Source organism: Pseudomonas sp. LRP2-20 (assembly GCF_024349685.1).
In the GTDB taxonomy this organism is placed as follows: domain Bacteria; phylum Pseudomonadota; class Gammaproteobacteria; order Pseudomonadales; family Pseudomonadaceae; genus Aquipseudomonas.
The window spans coordinates 5,784,245-5,802,139 of record NZ_AP025944.1 but is presented as its reverse complement, the minus strand read 5'-3'; the positions used below and the strand labels follow the sequence as shown (position 1 = coordinate 5,802,139).

At 64.2% G+C, this 17,895-nt stretch carries 15 protein-coding genes; 4 read left to right on the top strand and 11 right to left on the bottom strand.

The window, feature by feature from the left end:
• The first annotated feature begins 147 nt into the window (after positions 1-147).
• Both gabT and OCX61_RS26095 read left to right on the top strand, forming a co-directional pair.
• Positions 148-1,425, top strand: coding sequence for a 4-aminobutyrate--2-oxoglutarate transaminase (gene gabT / locus OCX61_RS26100; RefSeq protein ID WP_261941959.1), 1,278 nt, complete (start codon positions 148-150; stop codon positions 1,423-1,425).
• A gap of 137 nt (positions 1,426-1,562) precedes the next feature.
• The gene (locus OCX61_RS26095) at positions 1,563-2,825 is read left to right on the top strand and encodes a response regulator (protein ID WP_261941958.1); all 1,263 of its coding nucleotides are present in this window, start codon (positions 1,563-1,565) and stop codon (positions 2,823-2,825) included.
• Between the two features lie 120 nt (positions 2,826-2,945).
• Here the strand turns inward: OCX61_RS26095 and OCX61_RS26090 are convergent, their stop codons facing one another.
• Positions 2,946-3,932 (bottom strand): GGDEF domain-containing protein, encoded by a 987-nt coding sequence (locus OCX61_RS26090; RefSeq protein ID WP_261944368.1) that lies wholly within the window; start codon positions 3,930-3,932, stop codon positions 2,946-2,948.
• A gap of 141 nt (positions 3,933-4,073) precedes the next feature.
• A complete protein-coding gene (gene desA / locus OCX61_RS26085) occupies positions 4,074-5,258 on the bottom strand; it encodes a delta-9 fatty acid desaturase DesA (RefSeq protein ID WP_261941957.1) in 1,185 nt (394 codons plus the stop codon).
• Between the two features lie 148 nt (positions 5,259-5,406).
• Between desA and dibA the strand changes: the two genes are divergently transcribed.
• The gene (gene dibA / locus OCX61_RS26080) at positions 5,407-7,302 is read left to right on the top strand and encodes a phosphodiesterase DibA (RefSeq protein ID WP_261941956.1); all 1,896 of its coding nucleotides are present in this window, start codon (positions 5,407-5,409) and stop codon (positions 7,300-7,302) included.
• Between the two features lie 287 nt (positions 7,303-7,589).
• Here the strand turns inward: dibA and OCX61_RS26075 are convergent, their stop codons facing one another.
• The 9 genes from OCX61_RS26075 to tcyJ form a co-directional block, all read right to left on the bottom strand.
• On the bottom strand, positions 7,590-8,234 hold the full coding sequence (locus OCX61_RS26075) for a methionine ABC transporter permease (protein ID WP_261941955.1): 645 nt from the start codon (positions 8,232-8,234) through the stop codon (positions 7,590-7,592).
• The gene (locus OCX61_RS26070) at positions 8,224-9,333 is read right to left on the bottom strand and encodes a methionine ABC transporter ATP-binding protein (protein WP_261941954.1); all 1,110 of its coding nucleotides are present in this window, start codon (positions 9,331-9,333) and stop codon (positions 8,224-8,226) included. Before OCX61_RS26070 ends, OCX61_RS26075 begins: the two co-directional genes overlap by 11 nt.
• A gap of 1 nt (position 9,334) precedes the next feature.
• Entirely contained in the window at positions 9,335-10,135 is an 801-nt protein-coding gene (locus tag OCX61_RS26065; protein ID WP_261941953.1) for a MetQ/NlpA family ABC transporter substrate-binding protein, read from the bottom strand.
• On the bottom strand, positions 10,128-11,519 hold the full coding sequence (locus OCX61_RS26060) for an LLM class flavin-dependent oxidoreductase (RefSeq protein ID WP_261941952.1): 1,392 nt from the start codon (positions 11,517-11,519) through the stop codon (positions 10,128-10,130). The genes OCX61_RS26065 and OCX61_RS26060 overlap by 8 nt, the downstream gene beginning before the upstream one ends.
• Positions 11,519-12,700 carry an SfnB family sulfur acquisition oxidoreductase gene (locus tag OCX61_RS26055; RefSeq protein WP_261941951.1) on the bottom strand — a complete coding sequence of 394 codons (1,182 nt, stop codon included), beginning with the start codon at positions 12,698-12,700 and terminating at the stop codon, positions 11,519-11,521. The genes OCX61_RS26060 and OCX61_RS26055 overlap by 1 nt, the downstream gene beginning before the upstream one ends.
• A 152-nt stretch (positions 12,701-12,852) precedes the next feature.
• Complete coding sequence (locus OCX61_RS26050; protein WP_261941950.1) at positions 12,853-14,094, bottom strand: SfnB family sulfur acquisition oxidoreductase; 1,242 nt, start codon at positions 14,092-14,094, stop codon at positions 12,853-12,855.
• Positions 14,095-14,341: 247 nt separating this feature from the next.
• On the bottom strand, positions 14,342-15,103 hold the full coding sequence (gene tcyN, locus OCX61_RS26045) for an L-cystine ABC transporter ATP-binding protein TcyN (RefSeq protein WP_261941949.1): 762 nt from the start codon (positions 15,101-15,103) through the stop codon (positions 14,342-14,344).
• A 1-nt stretch (position 15,104) separates the two neighbouring features.
• Positions 15,105-15,773 carry a cystine ABC transporter permease gene (gene tcyL / locus OCX61_RS26040; RefSeq protein WP_027917633.1) on the bottom strand — a complete coding sequence of 223 codons (669 nt, stop codon included), beginning with the start codon at positions 15,771-15,773 and terminating at the stop codon, positions 15,105-15,107.
• Entirely contained in the window at positions 15,770-16,564 is a 795-nt protein-coding gene (tcyJ, locus tag OCX61_RS26035) for a cystine ABC transporter substrate-binding protein (protein ID WP_060507573.1), read from the bottom strand. Before tcyJ ends, tcyL begins: the two co-directional genes overlap by 4 nt.
• Positions 16,565-16,837: 273 nt before the next feature.
• Here tcyJ and epsC point away from each other — a divergent pair, with 273 nt between their 5' ends.
• Positions 16,838-17,770 (top strand): serine O-acetyltransferase EpsC, encoded by a 933-nt coding sequence (epsC, locus tag OCX61_RS26030; RefSeq protein ID WP_261941948.1) that lies wholly within the window; start codon positions 16,838-16,840, stop codon positions 17,768-17,770.
• The last annotated feature ends 125 nt before the right edge of the window (positions 17,771-17,895 follow it).

The window sequence follows — 17,895 nt, the reverse complement described above, 5'->3', positions numbered from 1 at the left end:
CGCGAGAGCGACGTCTCGCTGGCCTTTTTGACATCGCAGTACCTGGTGGCCAGGGCGTTCACGGCAGTCGATCAACGAATACTGTTCGCGAGCACACCCAGCCACCCCCGAATAAAAGCGCCGCTGATCGGCGCAAATGAGGGCACTATGAGCAAGACCAACGAATCCTTGATGCAACGTCGTGTAGCCGCCGTCCCACGTGGCGTCGGCCAGATTCACCCGATCTTCGTCGAATCGGCGAAGAACTCGACGGTGATCGACGTTGAAGGCCGCGAACTGATCGACTTCGCCGGCGGCATCGCAGTACTGAACACTGGCCACCTGCACCCGAAAGTGGTTGCAGCTGTGCAAGAGCAGCTGACCAAAGTCAGCCACACCTGCTTCCAGGTGCTGGCCTACGAGCCTTACGTCGAGCTGTGCGAAAAGATCAACAAGCTGGTCCCAGGTGACTTCGCCAAGAAGACCCTGCTGGTTTCCACTGGCTCCGAAGCGGTTGAAAACGCCGTCAAGATCGCCCGCGCCGCCACTGGCCGCGCTGGCGTGATCGCCTTCACCGGCGGTTACCACGGCCGTACCATGATGACCCTGGGCCTGACCGGCAAGGTCGTGCCGTACTCCGCTGGCATGGGCCTGATGCCAGGCGGCATCTTCCGCGCCCTGTTCCCGAGCGAACTGCATGGTGTGAGCGTTGACGACGCCATCGCTTCGGTCGAGCGCATCTTCAAGAACGACGCCGAGTCGCGCGACATCGCCGCGATCATCCTCGAGCCAGTACAAGGCGAAGGCGGCTTCCTGCCAGCGCCGAAAGAGCTGATGAAGCGCCTGCGCGAGCTGTGCGACAAGCACGGCATCCTGTTGATCGCCGACGAAGTGCAGACCGGCGCTGGCCGTACTGGCACCTTCTTCGCCATGGAACAGATGGGCGTTGCGCCTGACCTGACCACCTTCGCCAAGTCCATCGCTGGCGGCTTCCCGCTGGCCGGTGTGTGCGGCAAGGCCGAGATCATGGACGCCATCGCTCCGGGCGGCTTGGGCGGCACCTACGCCGGTTCGCCGATTGCCTGCGCTGCGGCCCTGGCCGTTATCCAGGTGTTCGAGGAAGAGAAACTGCTGGATCGCAGCAAGGCTGTCGGTGAGCGCCTGACCACTGGCCTGCGCGAAATCCAGAAGAAGCACCCGATCATCGGCGACGTCCGTGGTCTGGGCTCGATGATCGCTGTGGAAGTCTTCGAAAAAGGCACCCACACCCCTGACGCTGCTGCCGTTGCCCAGGTTGTGGCCAAGGCGCGCGACAAGGGTCTGATCCTGCTGTCCTGCGGCACCTACGGCAACGTCCTGCGTATCCTGGTTCCGCTGACCGCCGAAGACGCGTTGCTGGACAAAGGTCTGGCGATCATCGAAGAGTGCTTCGCTGAACTCGCCTGATGTGACGCGTTTCTAAAAAAAACCCGCTTCGGCGGGTTTTTTTTGTGCCCAGAAAAGCCGCGTGGCGCTATGGTTGTGGGAGGATTTGCCTTGGAAGCTGCGAAGGACTGTGTGTCAGGGATATTCAGGAGTTGGCCATGAGTGCTGCAGACCCCACGCCGCCGTGTGTATTGATTGCCGAAGGCGACCCCTGGGTGCGCGAAATGTTGAGCGAAATGTTGCTCAGCGTGCGTTGTGACGCCCGCTTGCAGGTCTGTGCCGACGGCACTGAAGCGCTGACGGCGCTGGCCAGCAAGCCTGACCTGATCATCGCTGCCCGCGAACTGGCTGGCTTCGATGGCCTCGACCTGCTGCGCAAGGTGCGCACCAAGGGCCCGGGGCTGCCGTTCATTCTCATGAGCAACCGCAGCGATAGCGCCAGCGTGCGCGAAGCGTTGCCGCTGCACCCCACGGCATACCTGAGCAAGCCGCTGAACCTGGAGAAGCTGCGCAAGAGCCTGGAAGAGCTGCTGCTGGCCGTGGGCGAGCAGATCGCCTGCCCGGTACCGCCGTTGCAGCCCGGCGCCAACCTGCCGGCCTACCTCGAACAACGCCGCGCCACCGCCGATGGCGGGCCACTGTTCGCCGACGTGCAGGTGGCGATCAAGCGCGCACTCAACCCGCAGGGCCTGAACCTCAAGGTGCTGGAAGAAGAAGTGCGCGACGACCCGCAGATCACGGCGGTGCTCATCGCCGCTGCCAACAGTGCCAGCCTGCACCGTGACGCACCGGTGCAGACCCTGATGCAGGCGCTGAACAAGCTCGGCAGCACCCAGAGCATGAACCTGATCCTCGGCCTCACCCTCAAGCGCAGTGCGCGCCTGAGCGACCCGCTGCTGACGCAACATGCCACGCATTACTGGAACCTGTCGCTGCATACGGCCGAATACGCCCGCTCGCTGGCACGCATGCTCGAGCTGGATCAGGAGCGCTGCTACTGCGCCGGCCTGCTGCATTGCCTGGGCGACCTGGCGGTGTTGCGCTGTCTGCAGGAGTGGCGCCTGGCCGGTGGTGAACTCGATGAGGACCGGGTGCAGTTGTCGCTCAACGAGTTCGGCGCGGCATTCGGCTCGGCGTTGCGTACCCGCTGGCGTTTGCCGCTGAGCCTGCGCGAGCTGATCGCGGCGATCTACCAGCTGGGGGGTGGGGTGTATTCGCGGGAGATCCTGGCCTTGAACCTGGCCGGGCAACTGGCGCGCTTGCCGGCGGCTCAGGGGTTGGAGAAAGTGGCTGGCAGCAAGACCGCGCGCTTGCTGAAGGTTGGGCTGCCTGAGCTCAGCCGGTTGCGCAAGGTGGAGAACCCTGAGGTGAAACCGCAGGGTGAGGAACCACCTGCTGCTGAAGAGCCAGCTTCGACTTGAGAGGCCGCTTCGCAGCCATTCGCGGGCGAGCCCGCTCCCACAGGGATGGTAGAACTCTAGAAGGCGGCGCGGTACTTGTGGGAGCGGGCTTGCCCGCGAAGGGCTGCGCAACAGCCCCAATCAGCCTCGCACTATCTGGTTCTTGCCCTGCCGCTTGGCCCGGTACATCGCCGCATCGGCACGGGCGAACAAGCTGTCCAGGGACTCGTCTTCGTCCGTCAGCACGGTCAGCCCCTGGCTCACCGTAACACTGTACGTCTCATCGCCATGGCTGAAGCCCTGCCGCTGAATCTCCCGCTGCAGGCGTTCGGCAATCTGCTCGGCCACTTGTGCATTGCAGCCCGGGAATACTGCCGCGAACTCCTCGCCACCGATACGCCCGAACAGGTCGCCGCGGCGTAATACGGCCTTGCCGCTGTCGGCGATGCGTTGCAGCACCTGGTCGCCTTCCTGGTGTCCGTAGCTGTCGTTGATGCGCTTGAAGTCGTCGATGTCCAGCAGCAGGAAGGCCAGCGGCGTGCCGTCTTCACGGGCACTGTCGAAGGCCTGCTGGGCACATTCGAAGAAGTGCCGGCGGTTGCTGCTCTGAGTCAGCACGTCGGTGGTGGCCAGTCGCTGCAGTTCGCCTTCGAGCTGCTTCTTTTCAGTGATGTCTTCGGCGATGCCGACGATGATCACCCGGTCGCCGTCGCTCTGCTGGTTGATGTAGCACTTGTCGCTGAGCCAGCGCACTTGGCCGCTGGCGTTGAGAATTCGGTATTCGCGGTCTTCCACTGCACCCTTGAGCAATACCTGGGCCAGGCTGCGTTCGGCGAATTCCAGATCGTCGGGGTAGATGCTGTCACGCCATTCGTTGTAGTCGGCCAGCACCAGGCTGGCCGAGCGACCGAAGATGCGTTCGTAGGCGGGGCTGACGTAGAGCACCTGGCGAGTTTCCCAGTCGAAGGCCCAGAGCACGGCGTTGACGCTGTCGAGCAGCGAGCTGTAGAGCTGTTCGCGCTCACTCAGGCGAGCGACCTCGCCCTGGGCGTGGAGCAGGGCTAGCAAGGTTTGAGCGGCTGCGGGAGGCGGGGTACCTGAAAACGACGAAGGAGGGTTCTTGGCCATGAGCACGGAGCAGTTCTCATTGATGAGGCGCGCGGCCACGAACCGGCCCGCCACGCGTGCGATATGGCGGGTTTGAGTGGATTTTCAGGGGGGAAGTTCCAGCAGGCACGCCCCGTTGCAGGGCGTGCCGATCAGCGGCTATCAGGCGCCAGTGGGGCGCAGCGAATAGGTTTTCAGCTGTGCTGCGAAGTCGCGCAGGGCATGGATGCCGCTGGCCTCGGCCTCGTGTACCCAGTCCTTCATGGCTGCCAGCATGTCGTGGCCGTTGGCGCTGGTGCGGGCCCAGATCTGTTGCAGGGCCAGGCGCTTCTCGTAGATGGTCTTCAGTGCATGGCTGTGGGCAAGCATGCTCTCGATGCGCACGTGGTGGCGGTCTTCCAGCAGGCTGGTCTCCCGCGATAGCAGGCGCTTGGCACGGCGGAAGCGGTGACGTACCGAAGCATCGACCTTGGCCAGCTCCTGCTTGACCAGCGGGCCGATCACCAGCTTGCGGTACTGGGCCATGATCTGGAAACGGTTGTTGAGGATGGCCATGGCCGTGTCCATGTCCAGGCTGGCCTTGCCTTCGACGCGGTGGGCGATGGGGGCCACACGCTGCACCTTGGCCAGGCGCAGCAGGCAGAACAGGCGGATCCACGCCCAGCCCATGTCGAACTCCCAGCGTTTGACCGAGAGCTTGGCCGAGTTGGGGTAGGTGTGGTGGTTGTTGTGCAGCTCTTCGCCACCGATGACGATACCCCACGGCACCAGGTTGGTGGCGGCGTCGCGGCATTCGAAATTGCGGTAGCCCACCGCGTGACCCAGGCCATTGACCACGCCGGCGGCCCAGAATGGAATCCACATCATCTGCACCGCCCAGATGGTGATGCCAATGGTGCCGAACAGCAGCAGGTCGATGACCGCCATCAGCACGATGCCGCCGAGCTTGTAGCGTGAGTAGAGGTTGCGCTCGATCCAGTCCTCAGGGCAGTTCTTGCCGTAGATGCGCAGGGTCTCGAGGTTGCGTGCCTCTTCGCGGTAGAGTTCGGCGCCTTTGCGCAGCACCGTGCCCAACCCTTTGTACACCGGGCTGTGCGGGTCGTCCGGGGTTTCGCACTTGGCGTGGTGCTTGCGGTGCACGGCCGTCCATTCGCGGGTGTTCTGTGCCGTGGTCAGCCACAGCCAGAAGCGGAAAAAGTGCTTGAGCGCGGCATTGAGTTCCAGGGCGCGATGGGCGGAGTAGCGATGCAGGTAAATGGTGACGCTGACGATGGTCACGTGGGTCATCAGCAGGGTGACGCCCACCAGTTGCCAGGCCGACAAGTCGAGCAGACCGTTGTACCACATAGGTGTAGAAGCCCTCGGGAATGCAGGGAGAAGGGTGTGATTATCCCTTGGCAGGGAAATAAAACCAGTCACCCTTTCAGATAGGAAGTCACGGCATGTTTCAGCCTTTATAATGCCCCATCCTTTTTCATGGGCTTTCCCCCCCGACATGTCTGTTTCCGTTCGCGACGCCTTGCGCATGGCCGCGCTGTATGTGGTGCTCTCGTTCCTCTGGCTGGTGCTGGCCGAGGTGGTCCTGCGCAGTATGTCTGACGACCCCCTGGCGTTGACCGTGGGCCGGCAGATCAACGTGGTGGTGTGGGTATTGGTCAGTGCCCTGCTGATCTTTGTGTCCCGTGCCCGCCTGCTCAACTTCATCGGTATCGGCGCGCGCCTGCGCAGCGAGGACCGCGAGCGCCTGCGCATGGCCGCTGCGGTGTTCGACAGCACCCTGGAAGGTGTCTTGGTGACTGACCGCCAAGGCCTGATCGTGCACGTCAACCGCGCCTTCATGCGCATCACCGGCTACCAGCAGGAAGAAGTGCTGGGCCAGCGCCCCAGCAAGTTCAAGTCGGGGCGCCACGGCGTGCCGTTCTACCAGCAGATCTATGCTGCTTTGGCCGACAAGGGTGAGTGGAGCGGCGAGATCTGGAACCGGCGTAAAAGCGGTGAAATCTATCCGCAATGGCAAACGATTTGCGCGATTCGCGATGACAGCGGTGAGCTGAGCCATTACGTGGCGGTGTTCAGCGACATCAGTGCGATCAAGCATACCGAGCAGGAACTGGCGTACCTGGCCCACCATGACCCGCTCACCGGCCTGCCCAACCGGCTGTTGTTCAACGATCGCGCCGAGCAGGCGCTGGCTGCGGCGCAGGCCAACAAGCGCGGCTGTGCCTTGCTGCTGCTCGACCTCGATCACTTTCAGAGCATCAACGATGGCCTTGGCCACACCATCGGCGACCAGTTGCTCAAGCTGGTCGGCGAACGCCTGCGTGACACCGTGGGCAACAACGTGACCCTGGCGCGCCTGGGCGGTGACGAGTTCGGCGTGCTGGCCGAGAACTGCCAGCAGGTTGGCCAGGCTGGCAAGCTGGCGCAGGGCATCATCGAGCGCATGCGCGAGCCCTTCGAGTTCGATGGCCACCGCCTGTTCATCAGTGCCAGTGTCGGGATCAGCCTGTTCCCCAATGACGCCCTGAGCGCCGAGCAACTGTTGCGCAATGCCGATTCGGCGCTGTTCAAGGCCAAGGGCAATGGCCGTGCCTGCTACGCGCTGTACACCGAGGAACTGACCGCCCACGCCCAGCACCGGGTGGAAACCGCCAGCGAGTTGCGCCGGGCGCTGGCCAAGGATGAGCTACGGGTGTTCTTTCAGCCCGTGCATGACCTGTTCACGGCGCAGATGGTCGGCGTCGAGGCGCTGGTCCGTTGGCAACACCCGGAGCGCGGGCTGGTGCCACCGGGCGAATTCATCCCGATCGCCGAGCGCACCGGGCTGATTGCCGAGATCGATGCCTGGGTGTTGCGTGAGGCCTGTCGGCAGATGGTCCGCTGGCAGGAGGATGGGCGCATGCTGGCGTTCGTTGCGGTCAACATCTCCAGCCGCCTGTTCGGCCAGCGTGAGTTGTATCGGCAGGTGGCCGATGTGCTGCACGAAACTGGCCTGGACCCGGCGTTGCTGGAGCTTGAAGTGACCGAGAGTGCGGTCATGGAAGACCCGGAGGTGGCGCTGGAGCAGCTGCATCGCCTGCGTGAGCTGGGGTTGAACCTGGCCATCGATGATTTTGGCACGGGATACTCCTCGCTGCTGCGGCTCAAGCGCCTGCCGGTGCAGAAGCTGAAGATCGACCAGGGTTTCGTGGCCGGTTTGCCGCTGGATGATGATGATATCGCGATAGTCCGGGTGATCATTGCCCTGGCGCGGAGCATGGGCATGCAGGTGCATGCCGAGGGCATCGAACAGGCTGAGCAGGCGCGGTTCCTGCTGGAGCAGCAGTGCCAGCTGGGGCAGGGGTACTGGTTCGGGCGGCCGGTGCCGGCTGGGGATCTGCACTGGGGCTGAGAGGTACGGCTGAAGTTGTTCAGCGCCTGTGAGATCGAGCGCCGCCCGCGCGGCGCATCGCGAGCTGCGCTCGCTCCTACGTTTGTTTCTGGCCAGTAACGCCTGTGACAGGCGCGCGCGACCGCCCTGTTGGTACGACGCGATATCGCGCCATGCGCCAGAGCGTTCGCGCGCAAATCCCGCAGGATTGATTGGCCCGAAACAAACGTAGGAGCGAGCGCAGCTCGCGATGCGCCGCGCGGGCGGCGCTCGGTCTCACAGGCGCAGAAGATGTTGTGGCGGGCACCTCAACGCTTGTTCAAGCCTTTCGCCAACCGGTCCCCACCCAGCTGGATCAACGCCACCAAGGCCACCAGCATGGCAATCACGGTCAACATGATCTGGCTGTCGAAGCGCTGATACCCATACCGATAGGCAATATCCCCCAGCCCCCCCGCGCCAATCGCTCCGGCCATCGCTGACGAGTTGATCAGCGTCACCAAGGTAATGGTGAACCCACCGACGATCCCCGGCAGTGCCTCGGGCAGCAGGACATGCCAGACGATGTGCCAACGCCGGCAGCCCATGGCCTGCGCTGCTTCCACCAGGCCATGGTCGACCTCGCGCAGGCTGACTTCGGCAATCCGCGCGAAGAACGGCGTGGCCGCAATGGTCAGCGGCACCACGGCGGCCCAAACGCCATAGGTGGTACCCACCACCAGCCGGGTGAAGGGGATCAGCGCGACCATCAGGATCAGGAACGGGATCGAGCGGAACAGGTTGACGAAGGCACCCAGCACCCGGTTCAGCAACGGTGCCTCGAAGATGCCGCCTTTGTCGCTGGTGACCAGCAGCACTGCCATCGGCACACCCACCAGCAGCGCGATCAAAGAAGACACGCCCACCATCAGCAGGGTGTCGAGCAGGCCTTCGAGCAAGCGATCAAGCCACATGGCCCAGTACCTCCACGTCTTCGGCCCAGCGGCGGGCGCGTTCGAGCAATTGATGCGTATCGTGCGGCGAGCCCTGTATCGACAGGATCAGCTGCCCCAGAGCATGCTCGCCGATGGTTTCCACGCCACCCTGGAGCAGGCGCACGCGCCCGCCCAACTCAGCGAACAGGTCGGACAGCGCCGGCTCGCCGAGCAGGGTCAGTTTGAGCACCACTGCGCTGTCACGGCCCACCGGGCTGGCCCGCAGGTTGGCCTGCAAAGCCGCAGGCAGCTTGGTCTGCAACGGTGCGAGCAGGGTGCGGGTGACCTCATGGCGTGGGCTGCCGAACACGCGCCAGACATCGCCCTGTTCGACCACCGCACCACGTTCCAGCACCACCACGCGCTGGCAGATGTCGCGGATCACCGCCATTTCGTGGGTGATCAGCACCACGGTCAGGCCCAGGCGCTGGTTGATGTCGCGCAGCAGTTCCAGGATCGAAGCCGTGGTCTCGGGGTCCAGCGCCGAGGTGGCTTCGTCGCACAGCAGGATCTCTGGGTCATGCACCAGCGCCCGGGCGATGCCGACCCGCTGCTTCTGGCCGCCGGACAGCTGGGCCGGGTAGACGTGATGCTTTTCCTGCAGGCCGACCAGTTCCAGCAGCTCGCGGACCTTGCGCTGGCGCTCGGCCTTGGCCACGCCCGCCACCTTCAGCGGCAGCTCGACGTTCTGCCACACGGTCTTGGCCGACATCAGGTTGAAGTGCTGGAAGATCATGCCGATGCGCCGGCGCAGCGCCACCAGGCGGTCCTCGTCGAACGGCGCGATGTCGACCTGGTCGATCAGCACACGGCCCTGGCTCGGCTGCTCGAGGCGGTTGATGGTGCGCAGCAGTGACGACTTGCCTGCGCCGCTGCGGCCGATGATGCCGAAGATCTCGCCACGGCGGATGTTCAGATCGATGCCTTGCAGCGCGGGTTGCTGCTGGCCAGGGTAGGTCTTGCCCAGCCCGATGAAACGGACATGGGCTTGGTTGACCTCCGGGCGCAGGGCCTGCTCCCTGGCCGTTGGCGGCGATGGTTGTGCGGTGGGCGCCCTGAGCGCGTTGGCCTGGCTCATGTCAGCCTTCCCAACCGGCCTGGTACAGGCTGCCATGGGCCTTGTTCAGCGCCGCGCGCACGGCCGGCGAGTGCTGGTAGATATCGACGAACTTGGCCAGGCGCGGGTCGTCCTTGCTTTGTGGGCGGATGACGAACTGGATCACGTATTCCTTGTTTTCCAGGCCATCGAACAGCAGCGCCGAAGTGGCATCGAAACTGTTGGCCAGGCGGATATAGGCTGGGTAGCCCTGAACCAGATCGGCGTCGTCGTAGGCGCGCACCAGTTGCACCGCTTCGACCTGCAGGATCTTCAGCTTCTTCGGGTTGGCGACGATATCGTCTTCGGTGGCCTTGTAGCCGACACCCGGCTTGAGCGTGATCAAGCCAGCCTTGGCCAGCAACTGCAGGCCACGGCCGCTGTTGATCGGGTCGTTGGCGATCGCCACGCTGGCGCCCTCGGGCAGTTCGGCAAAACGCTTGTACTTTTTCGAGTACAGGCCGACGTTGTTGATGATGCCTGGGGCGTAGGGCACCAGGTTGAAGCCGGCTGCAGCCTTGGCGTTCTCCAGGAAGGGGATGTGCTGGAAGTAGTTCACGTCGATGTCGCCGCTGTTGAGGCTGACATTCGGCGCGATCCAGTCGCTGAACTCGATCAGCTTCACTTCCAGGCCTTGTTTGTGGGCTTCTGCCACCGCTGCTTCCAAGGGAATGGCGAAGGCGGCCGTGGTACCGATCTTCAGTGGTTCGGCCGCGAACGCGCTGGTGGTCAGGCCGAGGGTAATGGCGATGGCCGCGACGGGCCGGATCAGTTTCTCAAGCATGGTGCGGGGCTCCAGTCGGGGCAGGGACAGGGATGTTGCGGTAGGTAGAACCGGGGTGATCGGCCGGGAGATACGGGTGATCGCTGGCGAACAGCTTCTCGCGCAGGGTGCCGTCGGCGTAGGCGGTCTTGTAGCGGCCACGCCGCTGCAGTTGCGGGACCACCAGGTCGATGAAGTCCGCATAGCTTTCCGGGGTCACGGTGCGGGTCAGGTTGAAGCCGTCCAGGCCGGTTTCGTCGATCCAGGCGATCAGCTGTTCGGCAACCTGGTCGGGCGCGCCGACCAGGGTTACATAGCGCCCGCCCAGGGCGTGCTGTTCCAGCAGGCGGCGACGGGTCCAGGCGTTTTCCTGCAGTTGGCGGGTGGCCGACTGGATGGCATTGCCCTTGCTGGCGCCGATGGGCTCGTCCAGCCCGTAGGCGGCAAAGTCGATGCCGGTAGAGGCTGCGAAGTGCGCCACGCCGGCTTCCGCGCTGGCATGCTGCAGGTACTCGGCGTACTTGGCCTGGGCCTGTTGCTCGGTAGGCGCGACGATCACCGTGATGCCCATGAAGACCTTCACCGCTTGCGGATCGCGGCCGGCGGCCTTGGCGGCGGCGCGGACCTTGTCGACCTGGGCGCGGGTGGCGGCCTTGTCCTGGCCGCTGATGAACACGCACTCGGCATGGTTGCCGGCGAACGCCAGGCCGCGCGGCGAGCTGCCCGCCTGGAACAGTACCGGCGTGCGTTGTGGCGAGGGTTCGCACAGGTGGTAGCCTTCGACCTTGTAGAACTCGCCCTGGTGGCGGACCTTGCGCACCTTGCCCGGCTCGGCGTACACCCGGCGTGCGCGGTCGTTGACCACGGCATCATCGGCCCAGCTGCCTTCCAGCAGCTTGTACAGCACCTGCAGGTATTCGTCGGCCTGGTCGTAGCGGCGGTCGTGTTCAGGCTGCTGCTCCAGGCCCATGGCGCGGGCGGCACTGTCGAGGTAACCGGTGACGATGTTCCAGCCGACCCGGCCGTTGCTCAGGTGGTCGAGGGTGGAAAGGCGCCGGGCGAACAGATAAGGCGCTTCGTAGGTCAGGTTGGCGGTGAGGCCGAAGCCCAGGTTGCGGGTCACGGCAGCCATGGCCGAGACCAGCAGCAGCGGGTCGTTGACCGGCAGCTGGATCGACTCCTTGAGGGGCACGTCGACTGAATTGCCGTAGATGTCATAGGTGCCGACGATATCGGCGATGAACAGGCCGTCGAACAGCCCGCGCTCCAGCAGGCGCGCCAGGTCGGTCCAGTATTCCAGGGTCTTGTACTGGGTCGAGGTGTCCCGCGGGTGGGTCCACAGGCCATGGTTGATGTGCCCGATGCAGTTCATGTTGAAGGCATTGAGCAGGATCTGCCTGGCCATCAGATGGTCCCCCGGCGTGGTGGGTTTTCGTTGTTCAGGTAGTAGTTGCCGATGGCGTGGTACTTCCAGCGCACCGGGTCGTGCAGGGTGTGCACGCGGGCATTGCGCCAGTGGCGATCGAGGTTGTGCTCGGCCAGGGTGGCCTGGCTGCCGGCCAGTTCGAACAGTGTGGTGCCAGCGGCGAGGGAGACTTCCGTGCTGATCGCCCGTGCTTCGGCAACGGCTATGGAGGCTGCCGCCACGCTGTCGGCATGGCTGTCGGCCTGGGCACGGTCAAGGAATTCGCCGGCACGTTCGAGCAACGCTTCAGCGGCATGCAGGCGGATAACCTGCTGGCCGAAGCTTTTCAGGGTCAGCGGGTCGTCGCTGGCCTTGTCCAGGCCGGAGTCGACCCATGGCCGGCTGCGTGTGCGCACGAAGTGCAGGGCATCCTCCAGGGCGGCGCGGGCGATGCCGGTGTCGATGGCAGCGTGAAGAATCTGTGCCAGCGGGCCGACCGGGGTCGGGCGCTCGAAGGCACTCTGGAACGGCACCACGTCGTCGGCATTGACCCAGACGTTGTCGAACGTCACCGAACCGCTGCCGGTAGTGCGCTGGCCGAAGCCGCTCCAGTCGTCGATTACCTGCAGCCCCTGGCTGTCGGCGGGGACGAAAGCCAACTGCTGGCGGCCTTGATCGTCAATCACCGAGGTCGGGATACGCTGGGCGTAGAGCGCGCCGGTGGCGTAGAACTTGCGACCGTTGATGCGGTAACCGGTGCCATCGCGGGTCAGGCGGGTGCTGCGGTCGTGTGCGGTTTTCGTGCCCAGTTCGGCCAAGGCGTTACCGAAGCGTCGGCCGGCCAGCACTTCGGCGTACAGGCGCCGCTGCTGCTCGGGGCTGCCGTTTACCCGTAGCACTTCCAGGGCATAGAAGTGGTTCTGCGGGATCTGGCCGAGCGAGGCATCGGCCTGGGCGATGCGGGCGATGACCTGGGCCAGGGTGACGTTGGACACGCCAGCGCCGCCGAAGGCCTTCGGGACACTGATGGCCCACAGGCCGGAGCGGGTGAACAGCTCCAGTTCGGCGTGGGGCAGGCGGCGCTCGCGGTCGCGCAGGGCGCTGTCGCGTTTGAGTTGCTGGGCGATTTGCTCGGCGACAGCCAGGGCTTGGCTGTCGTTGGTGATAACTGATGTTGTCATGCTGTTCTCCGGGGCCATGGGGCCGCTGTGCGGCCCATTCGCGGGGCAAGCCCGCTCCCACAGGAGTTGCACAGTTGCTGAGAGCACGCTGTAGCTGTGGGAGCGGGCTTGCCCCGCGAATGGGCTGCAAGGCAGCCCCCGAGGCCCTCAAATCAGATCCAGGAATGCCGGGCGGGCAGGGTGCCGTTGAGGTGATAGGCGCCAACCGCGTGGTACTTCCAGCGCACCGGGTCGTGCAGGGTGTGCACCCGGGCATTGCGCCAGTGGCGGTCGAGGTTGAACTCGGCCAGGCTCGCGCGGCTGCCCGCCAGCTCGAACAGCTTCTCGCTGGCCTGCAGCGAGATCTCGGTGGTCAGCACCTTGGCCTCGGCCACGGCAATCGACGCCCGCGCGGCGGCGGCAGCATCGATCGGCCCGGCATTGACCTCGTCGAGCACGCGCGCGGCCTTGCGCAGCAGTGCCTCGGCGGCATGCAGCTCAAGCTTCAGGCGGCCGATGTCGGCAATCACGTAAGGGTCATCGCTGGCGCGCTCGACCTTGGCTTCGATCCAGGGCCGGGACTTTTCGCGGACGAAGGTGATGGCGTCGTCGATGGCGGCCTCGGCGATGCCGGCATCGATGGCCGCCTGGATCAGCTGCGAAGCCGCACCCTGGATATTGGGGATATCGCGCTGGCGCCAGTTATCGATGACCAGTTCGGCGTCCACCGGTACCTGGTCGAGCAACACGGTACCGCTGGCGGTGGTGCGCTGGCCGAAGCCGGACCAGTCGTCGACGATGCGCAGCCCCGGGCTGCCGCGGCGGACAAAGGCCAGGCGCTGGCGGCCTTCGTCGTCCAGGGCCTTGACCGCCACCCAGTGGGCGAACAGTGCGCCGGTGGAGTAGAACTTCTCACCGCTGATGCGATAGCCGTCGCCGCTGCGGGTGATCCTGGCCTTGAGCGTCAGGGTGTCTTTGGTGCCGCGCTCGGGGCCGGCGTTGCCGATGCGCCAGCCGTCCAGCACGCTGCGGAAGATCAGCGCCTGCTGGGCTTCGGTGGCGGTCAGGCGCAGCAGTTGCAGCATGCCGAACTGGTTCTGCGGGATCTGCCCCAGAGCCGGGTCGGCGGCGCTGATCAGGCGGAACACCTCGGCGACGGTGGCAAACGAGACGTCCGGGCCGCCGTAGGCCTTGGGTACGCTGATGCTGCCTAGGCCGCTGCGGGTGAACTGTTCAATTTCTGCCCAGGGCAGTTTGCGTTGCTGGTCGCGACGGGCGGCTTGCTCACGGGCGCTCGCGGCTAGCTCACGGGCGGCTTGCAGGGCTTCGGCGTCGGTGCGCAGTACCTTGGCCGGTAGCAGCAGGGGCGAGCTGTCGAGGTCGCTGTGGAATGGCGTATTTGGCTGGGTGGTCATCAGAACCGAACCTCACAAAGTGGATGCGTCGCTTCAGCTGATGGCGACAAACGTTTGCTGGTCCGGTGGTCCGGTTTATATACCCTAATTGCTTATCAAAAGTTTATGAACTAACTTTTTGGAATAATTATAGAAGTGCCGGCCTTTCCGCGAACAAGCCCGCTCCCACAGGGAATTGCACAGGTCTTGAAGCCTGTGCAATTCCCTGTGGGAGCGGGCTTGCCCGCGAAGAGCCCAGCAGGGATCTTCAGTCTTGCGCAGCGGCGGTTCCCAGGAACTTGCGCAGGAACTGCCGGGTACGTTCTTCCTTCGGATTGGCAAACAGCGCCTTGGCCTCACCCTGTTCCACGATCACGCCCTTGTCGAAGAAGATCACCCGGTTCGCGACATCCCGGGCAAAGCTCATCTCGTGGGTGACGATGATCATGGTGCGCTTTTCCTCGGCCAGGCCGCGGATGGTCGCCAGCACTTCGCCGACCAGCTCCGGGTCGAGGGCCGAGGTGGGTTCGTCGAACAGGATCACCTCAGGCTCCATGGCCAGCGCGCGGGCAATCGCCACACGCTGCTGCTGGCCGCCGGACAGGCGCCGTGGGTAGGCATCTTCCTTGCCCGCCAGGCCGACCTTGGCCAGCAGCCGCCGGCCGAGTTCGACCGCTTGTTCGCGGGGTGTCTTCTTGACGATCACCGGCCCCTCGATGACGTTTTCCAGAGCCGTGCGGTGGGGGAACAGGTTGAAGTTCTGGAACACGAAGCCCGCCTGCTGGCGCAGGCGGCGGATCGCACTTTGCTGGCCGCCGAGCGGGCGGTTGGCATCGATGCTGATGTCGCCGATCTGGATCTGCCCGGCATCCGGGGTTTCCAGCAGGTTGAGGCAACGCAGGAAGGTGGTCTTGCCCGAGCCACTGGGGCCGATGATGGCCACCACTTCACCGGGTTGCACGGTCAGGTCGATACCGTTGAGTACGGTCTGGCCCTTGAACTGCTTGGTCAGGCCTTTGACTACGATCATCTCATTGCTCCTGGTCGTGCTGGTTGACCCGCGCTTCCATGCGGTTCTGGAAGTGCGCGAGGATGCTGCAGAGGATCCAGTAGATCACTGCAACGGCCAGGTACATGGTGAACACTTCGAAGGTGCGCGCGGTGATCAGCTGCGCCTGGCGGAACAGCTCGGGCACCTGGATGGTCGCGGCCAGCGCGGTGTCCTTGACCAGCGAGATGAAGCTGTTGCCCAGGGGTGGCAGCGCGGTGCGCAGGGCCTGGGGCAGGATCGCCCGGCGCATGGCCTGGGTGCGAGTCATGCCGATGCTGGCGGCGGCTTCCCACTGGCCACGGTCGATCGAGGAGATCGCCGCACGCAGGATTTCGCAGATGTAGGCCGCCATGTTCAGTGACAGGCCGATCAGCGAGGCCGGGATCGGGTCGAGTTCGATGCCGATCTGCGGCATGCCAAAGTAGATCACGAACAGCTGCACCAGCAGCGGTGTGCCACGGAAGAACGACACATAGACCCGGGCCAGCCAGTTCAGCGGCAGGATCTTCGACAACCGCATCAGCGCCAGGGCAAAGCCCAGCACCAGGCCGAAGAACATGCCGCCAACACTGAGCAGCACCGTATAACCCGCGCCCTTCAGCAGGAAGGGCGTGGAGTCGGCAACGAGTTGCAGGCTTTCAGCGATCATTTGGTGACATCGGCACCGAAGTATTTCTCGGACAGCTTGGCCAGCGTGCCGTCGGCCTTGAGCTTGTCGATGGCCTTGTTGATGGCTGCCAGCAGCTCAGGCTCACCCTTGCGCAGGGCCACGCCGCTTTCCAGGCGCGAGAATGCATCGCCGGCCAGTTCGGTGTCCTTGGCCTTCTGGGCGTATTCCAGTGCCGCCAGGCGGTCGATCAGGATGGCGTCGATGCGACCGTTGCGCAGGTCGGCAAACTTGCTCGGGTCGTCTTCATAGGTGCGCACATCAGCCTTCGGCACGTCCTGCTTGACCCATTGCTCGTAGTTGGTGCCCAGGCCTACGCCGACCTTCTTGCCGGCGAGGTCTTGCGCGCTTTTGATATTCAGCTGCTCGGCCTTCTTCTTCAGGATCAGCGCCTGGATGCCGGAGATGGTGTAGGGCTCGGAGAAGTCATACTTCTTCTTGCGCTCTTCGGAGATGGTCACCTGGTTGACCACCACGTCCAGGCGCTTGGACTCCAGCGCAGCAAGGATGCCGTCCCACTTGGTCGGCTGGATCTTGGCCTTGACCCCAAGCTCCTTGGCCAGCAGTTCGGACAGCTCGACCTCGAAGCCGGTCAGCTTGCCGTTTTCATCCTGGAAGCTGAACGGCGGGTAGGTACCCTCAAGGCCGACGTTGATCACGCCTTTTTCCTGGATGGTCTTCAGTTGCTCGCCGGCGAAGGCCTGGCCGAGCAGGCCGGCACCCAGCAGGATGGCCAGGCTGGCGTTGAGAAGCGGTTTGGCGAATTTCGACATGTCAGAGCCCGCGCTTGTTGTTGAAGTAGTGGGTGGCGACTATAGAGTTGGCTGCATAGGCCAGGAAATAATAAAAACTTATTTTGTTATTTCCATTTTGATCTGGGCCAGGTTTTGGCTGCTTTGAGGGTAGGCCAGGATACTGCGGCCGTCATCGCGGCTTATGCCCGACATAGCGCAGGATGGAATAAAGCGTTGTTTTTTCCAAGGGGCGGATTTGCCGTAGAGTGGATTGCATAACGACAGATTGGCCACCTTCGGCAGGAGAACAGCGTGAGCGAACAACCTTCATCTGGGCACTGGCAACTGCACAGCATCGTCAGCGGCCTGCGCGGTGCCCGCGAGCAATGGCGCAGCCGCAATGGCCGCAGCAGCGGCGAGCAGGGCGGGCGCGAACTGCCTTCGCGCGAGGCCATGCGGCAGATTCTCGAACAGCTGTGCGGGGCATTGTTCCCGATGCGCCTGGGCCCGGTAGACCTACGGGAAGAGAGCGAAGACTTTTACGTCGGCCATACCCTCGACGCAGCGCTGACCGCATTGCTGGTGCAGGCGCGGCTGGAACTGCGTTATGCCGCGCGTCAGAGCAAGGCGGAACTGGAGGGCGTCGACGCCCAGGCCCTGCGTTTGATCCAGGACTTCGCGGCGGCCTTGCCGGGCCTGCGTGTGCTGCTCGATACCGATGTGCTGGCGGCCTATCACGGCGACCCGGCGGCGCGCAGCGTAGACGAGGTATTGCTGTGCTATCCGGGGATCCTGGCGATCATCCATCACCGCCTGGCTCACCATCTTTATCGAGCGGGCTTGCCGCTGCTGGCGCGGATCAGCTCGGAGCTGGCGCATTCGGCCACGGGTATCGACATTCACCCAGGCGCGCAGATCGGCCAGAGCTTCTTCATCGACCACGGTACCGGCGTGGTGATTGGCGAAACCGCGATCATCGGTGAGCGGGTGCGCATCTATCAGGCGGTTACCCTGGGTGCCAAGCGCTTCCCAAGCGACGAGTCGGGGACGTTGCACAAAGGGCTGGCGCGCCACCCGATCGTCGAGGACGACGTGGTGATCTATGCCGGGGCGACGATCCTGGGGCGGATCACCATCGGCAAAGGCTCGACCATTGGCGGCAATGTCTGGCTGACCCGCAGCGTGCCGGCCGAAAGCAACATCACCCAGGCCAACCTGCAGCTGGATTGCCAGGACAAGAACTGACCTATACCTGTTCCGGCCTGTTCGCGGGCAAGCCCGCAGGTGACTCGCAGCATTCAAGATTCGTGATGCCCCTGTGGGAGCGGGCTTGCCCGCGAACAGGCCGGAACAGGAGGGCGCCAATCGGC

What these genes read in the sequence shown, in the direction of transcription:
- OCX61_RS26075 (WP_261941955.1), bottom strand. Translation starts at nt 8,234, where the DNA reads ATGTGGCTTGATCGCTTGCTCGAAGGCCTGCTCGACACCCTGCTGATG.
- tcyJ (WP_060507573.1), bottom strand. Translation starts at nt 16,564, where the DNA reads ATGTCGAAATTCGCCAAACCGCTTCTCAACGCCAGCCTGGCCATCCTG.
- OCX61_RS26050 (WP_261941950.1), bottom strand. Translation starts at nt 14,094, where the DNA reads ATGACCACCCAGCCAAATACGCCATTCCACAGCGACCTCGACAGCTCG.
- dibA (WP_261941956.1), top strand. Translation starts at nt 5,407, where the DNA reads ATGTCTGTTTCCGTTCGCGACGCCTTGCGCATGGCCGCGCTGTATGTG.
- OCX61_RS26060 (WP_261941952.1), bottom strand. Translation starts at nt 11,519, where the DNA reads ATGGCCAGGCAGATCCTGCTCAATGCCTTCAACATGAACTGCATCGGG.
- OCX61_RS26065 (WP_261941953.1), bottom strand. Translation starts at nt 10,135, where the DNA reads ATGCTTGAGAAACTGATCCGGCCCGTCGCGGCCATCGCCATTACCCTC.
- OCX61_RS26070 (WP_261941954.1), bottom strand. Translation starts at nt 9,333, where the DNA reads ATGAGCCAGGCCAACGCGCTCAGGGCGCCCACCGCACAACCATCGCCG.
- tcyN (WP_261941949.1), bottom strand. Translation starts at nt 15,103, where the DNA reads ATGATCGTAGTCAAAGGCCTGACCAAGCAGTTCAAGGGCCAGACCGTA.
- tcyL (WP_027917633.1), bottom strand. Translation starts at nt 15,773, where the DNA reads ATGATCGCTGAAAGCCTGCAACTCGTTGCCGACTCCACGCCCTTCCTG.
- OCX61_RS26055 (WP_261941951.1), bottom strand. Translation starts at nt 12,700, where the DNA reads ATGACAACATCAGTTATCACCAACGACAGCCAAGCCCTGGCTGTCGCC.
- OCX61_RS26090 (WP_261944368.1), bottom strand. Translation starts at nt 3,932, where the DNA reads ATGGCCAAGAACCCTCCTTCGTCGTTTTCAGGTACCCCGCCTCCCGCA.
- gabT (WP_261941959.1), top strand. Translation starts at nt 148, where the DNA reads ATGAGCAAGACCAACGAATCCTTGATGCAACGTCGTGTAGCCGCCGTC.
- desA (WP_261941957.1), bottom strand. Translation starts at nt 5,258, where the DNA reads ATGTGGTACAACGGTCTGCTCGACTTGTCGGCCTGGCAACTGGTGGGC.
- OCX61_RS26095 (WP_261941958.1), top strand. Translation starts at nt 1,563, where the DNA reads ATGAGTGCTGCAGACCCCACGCCGCCGTGTGTATTGATTGCCGAAGGC.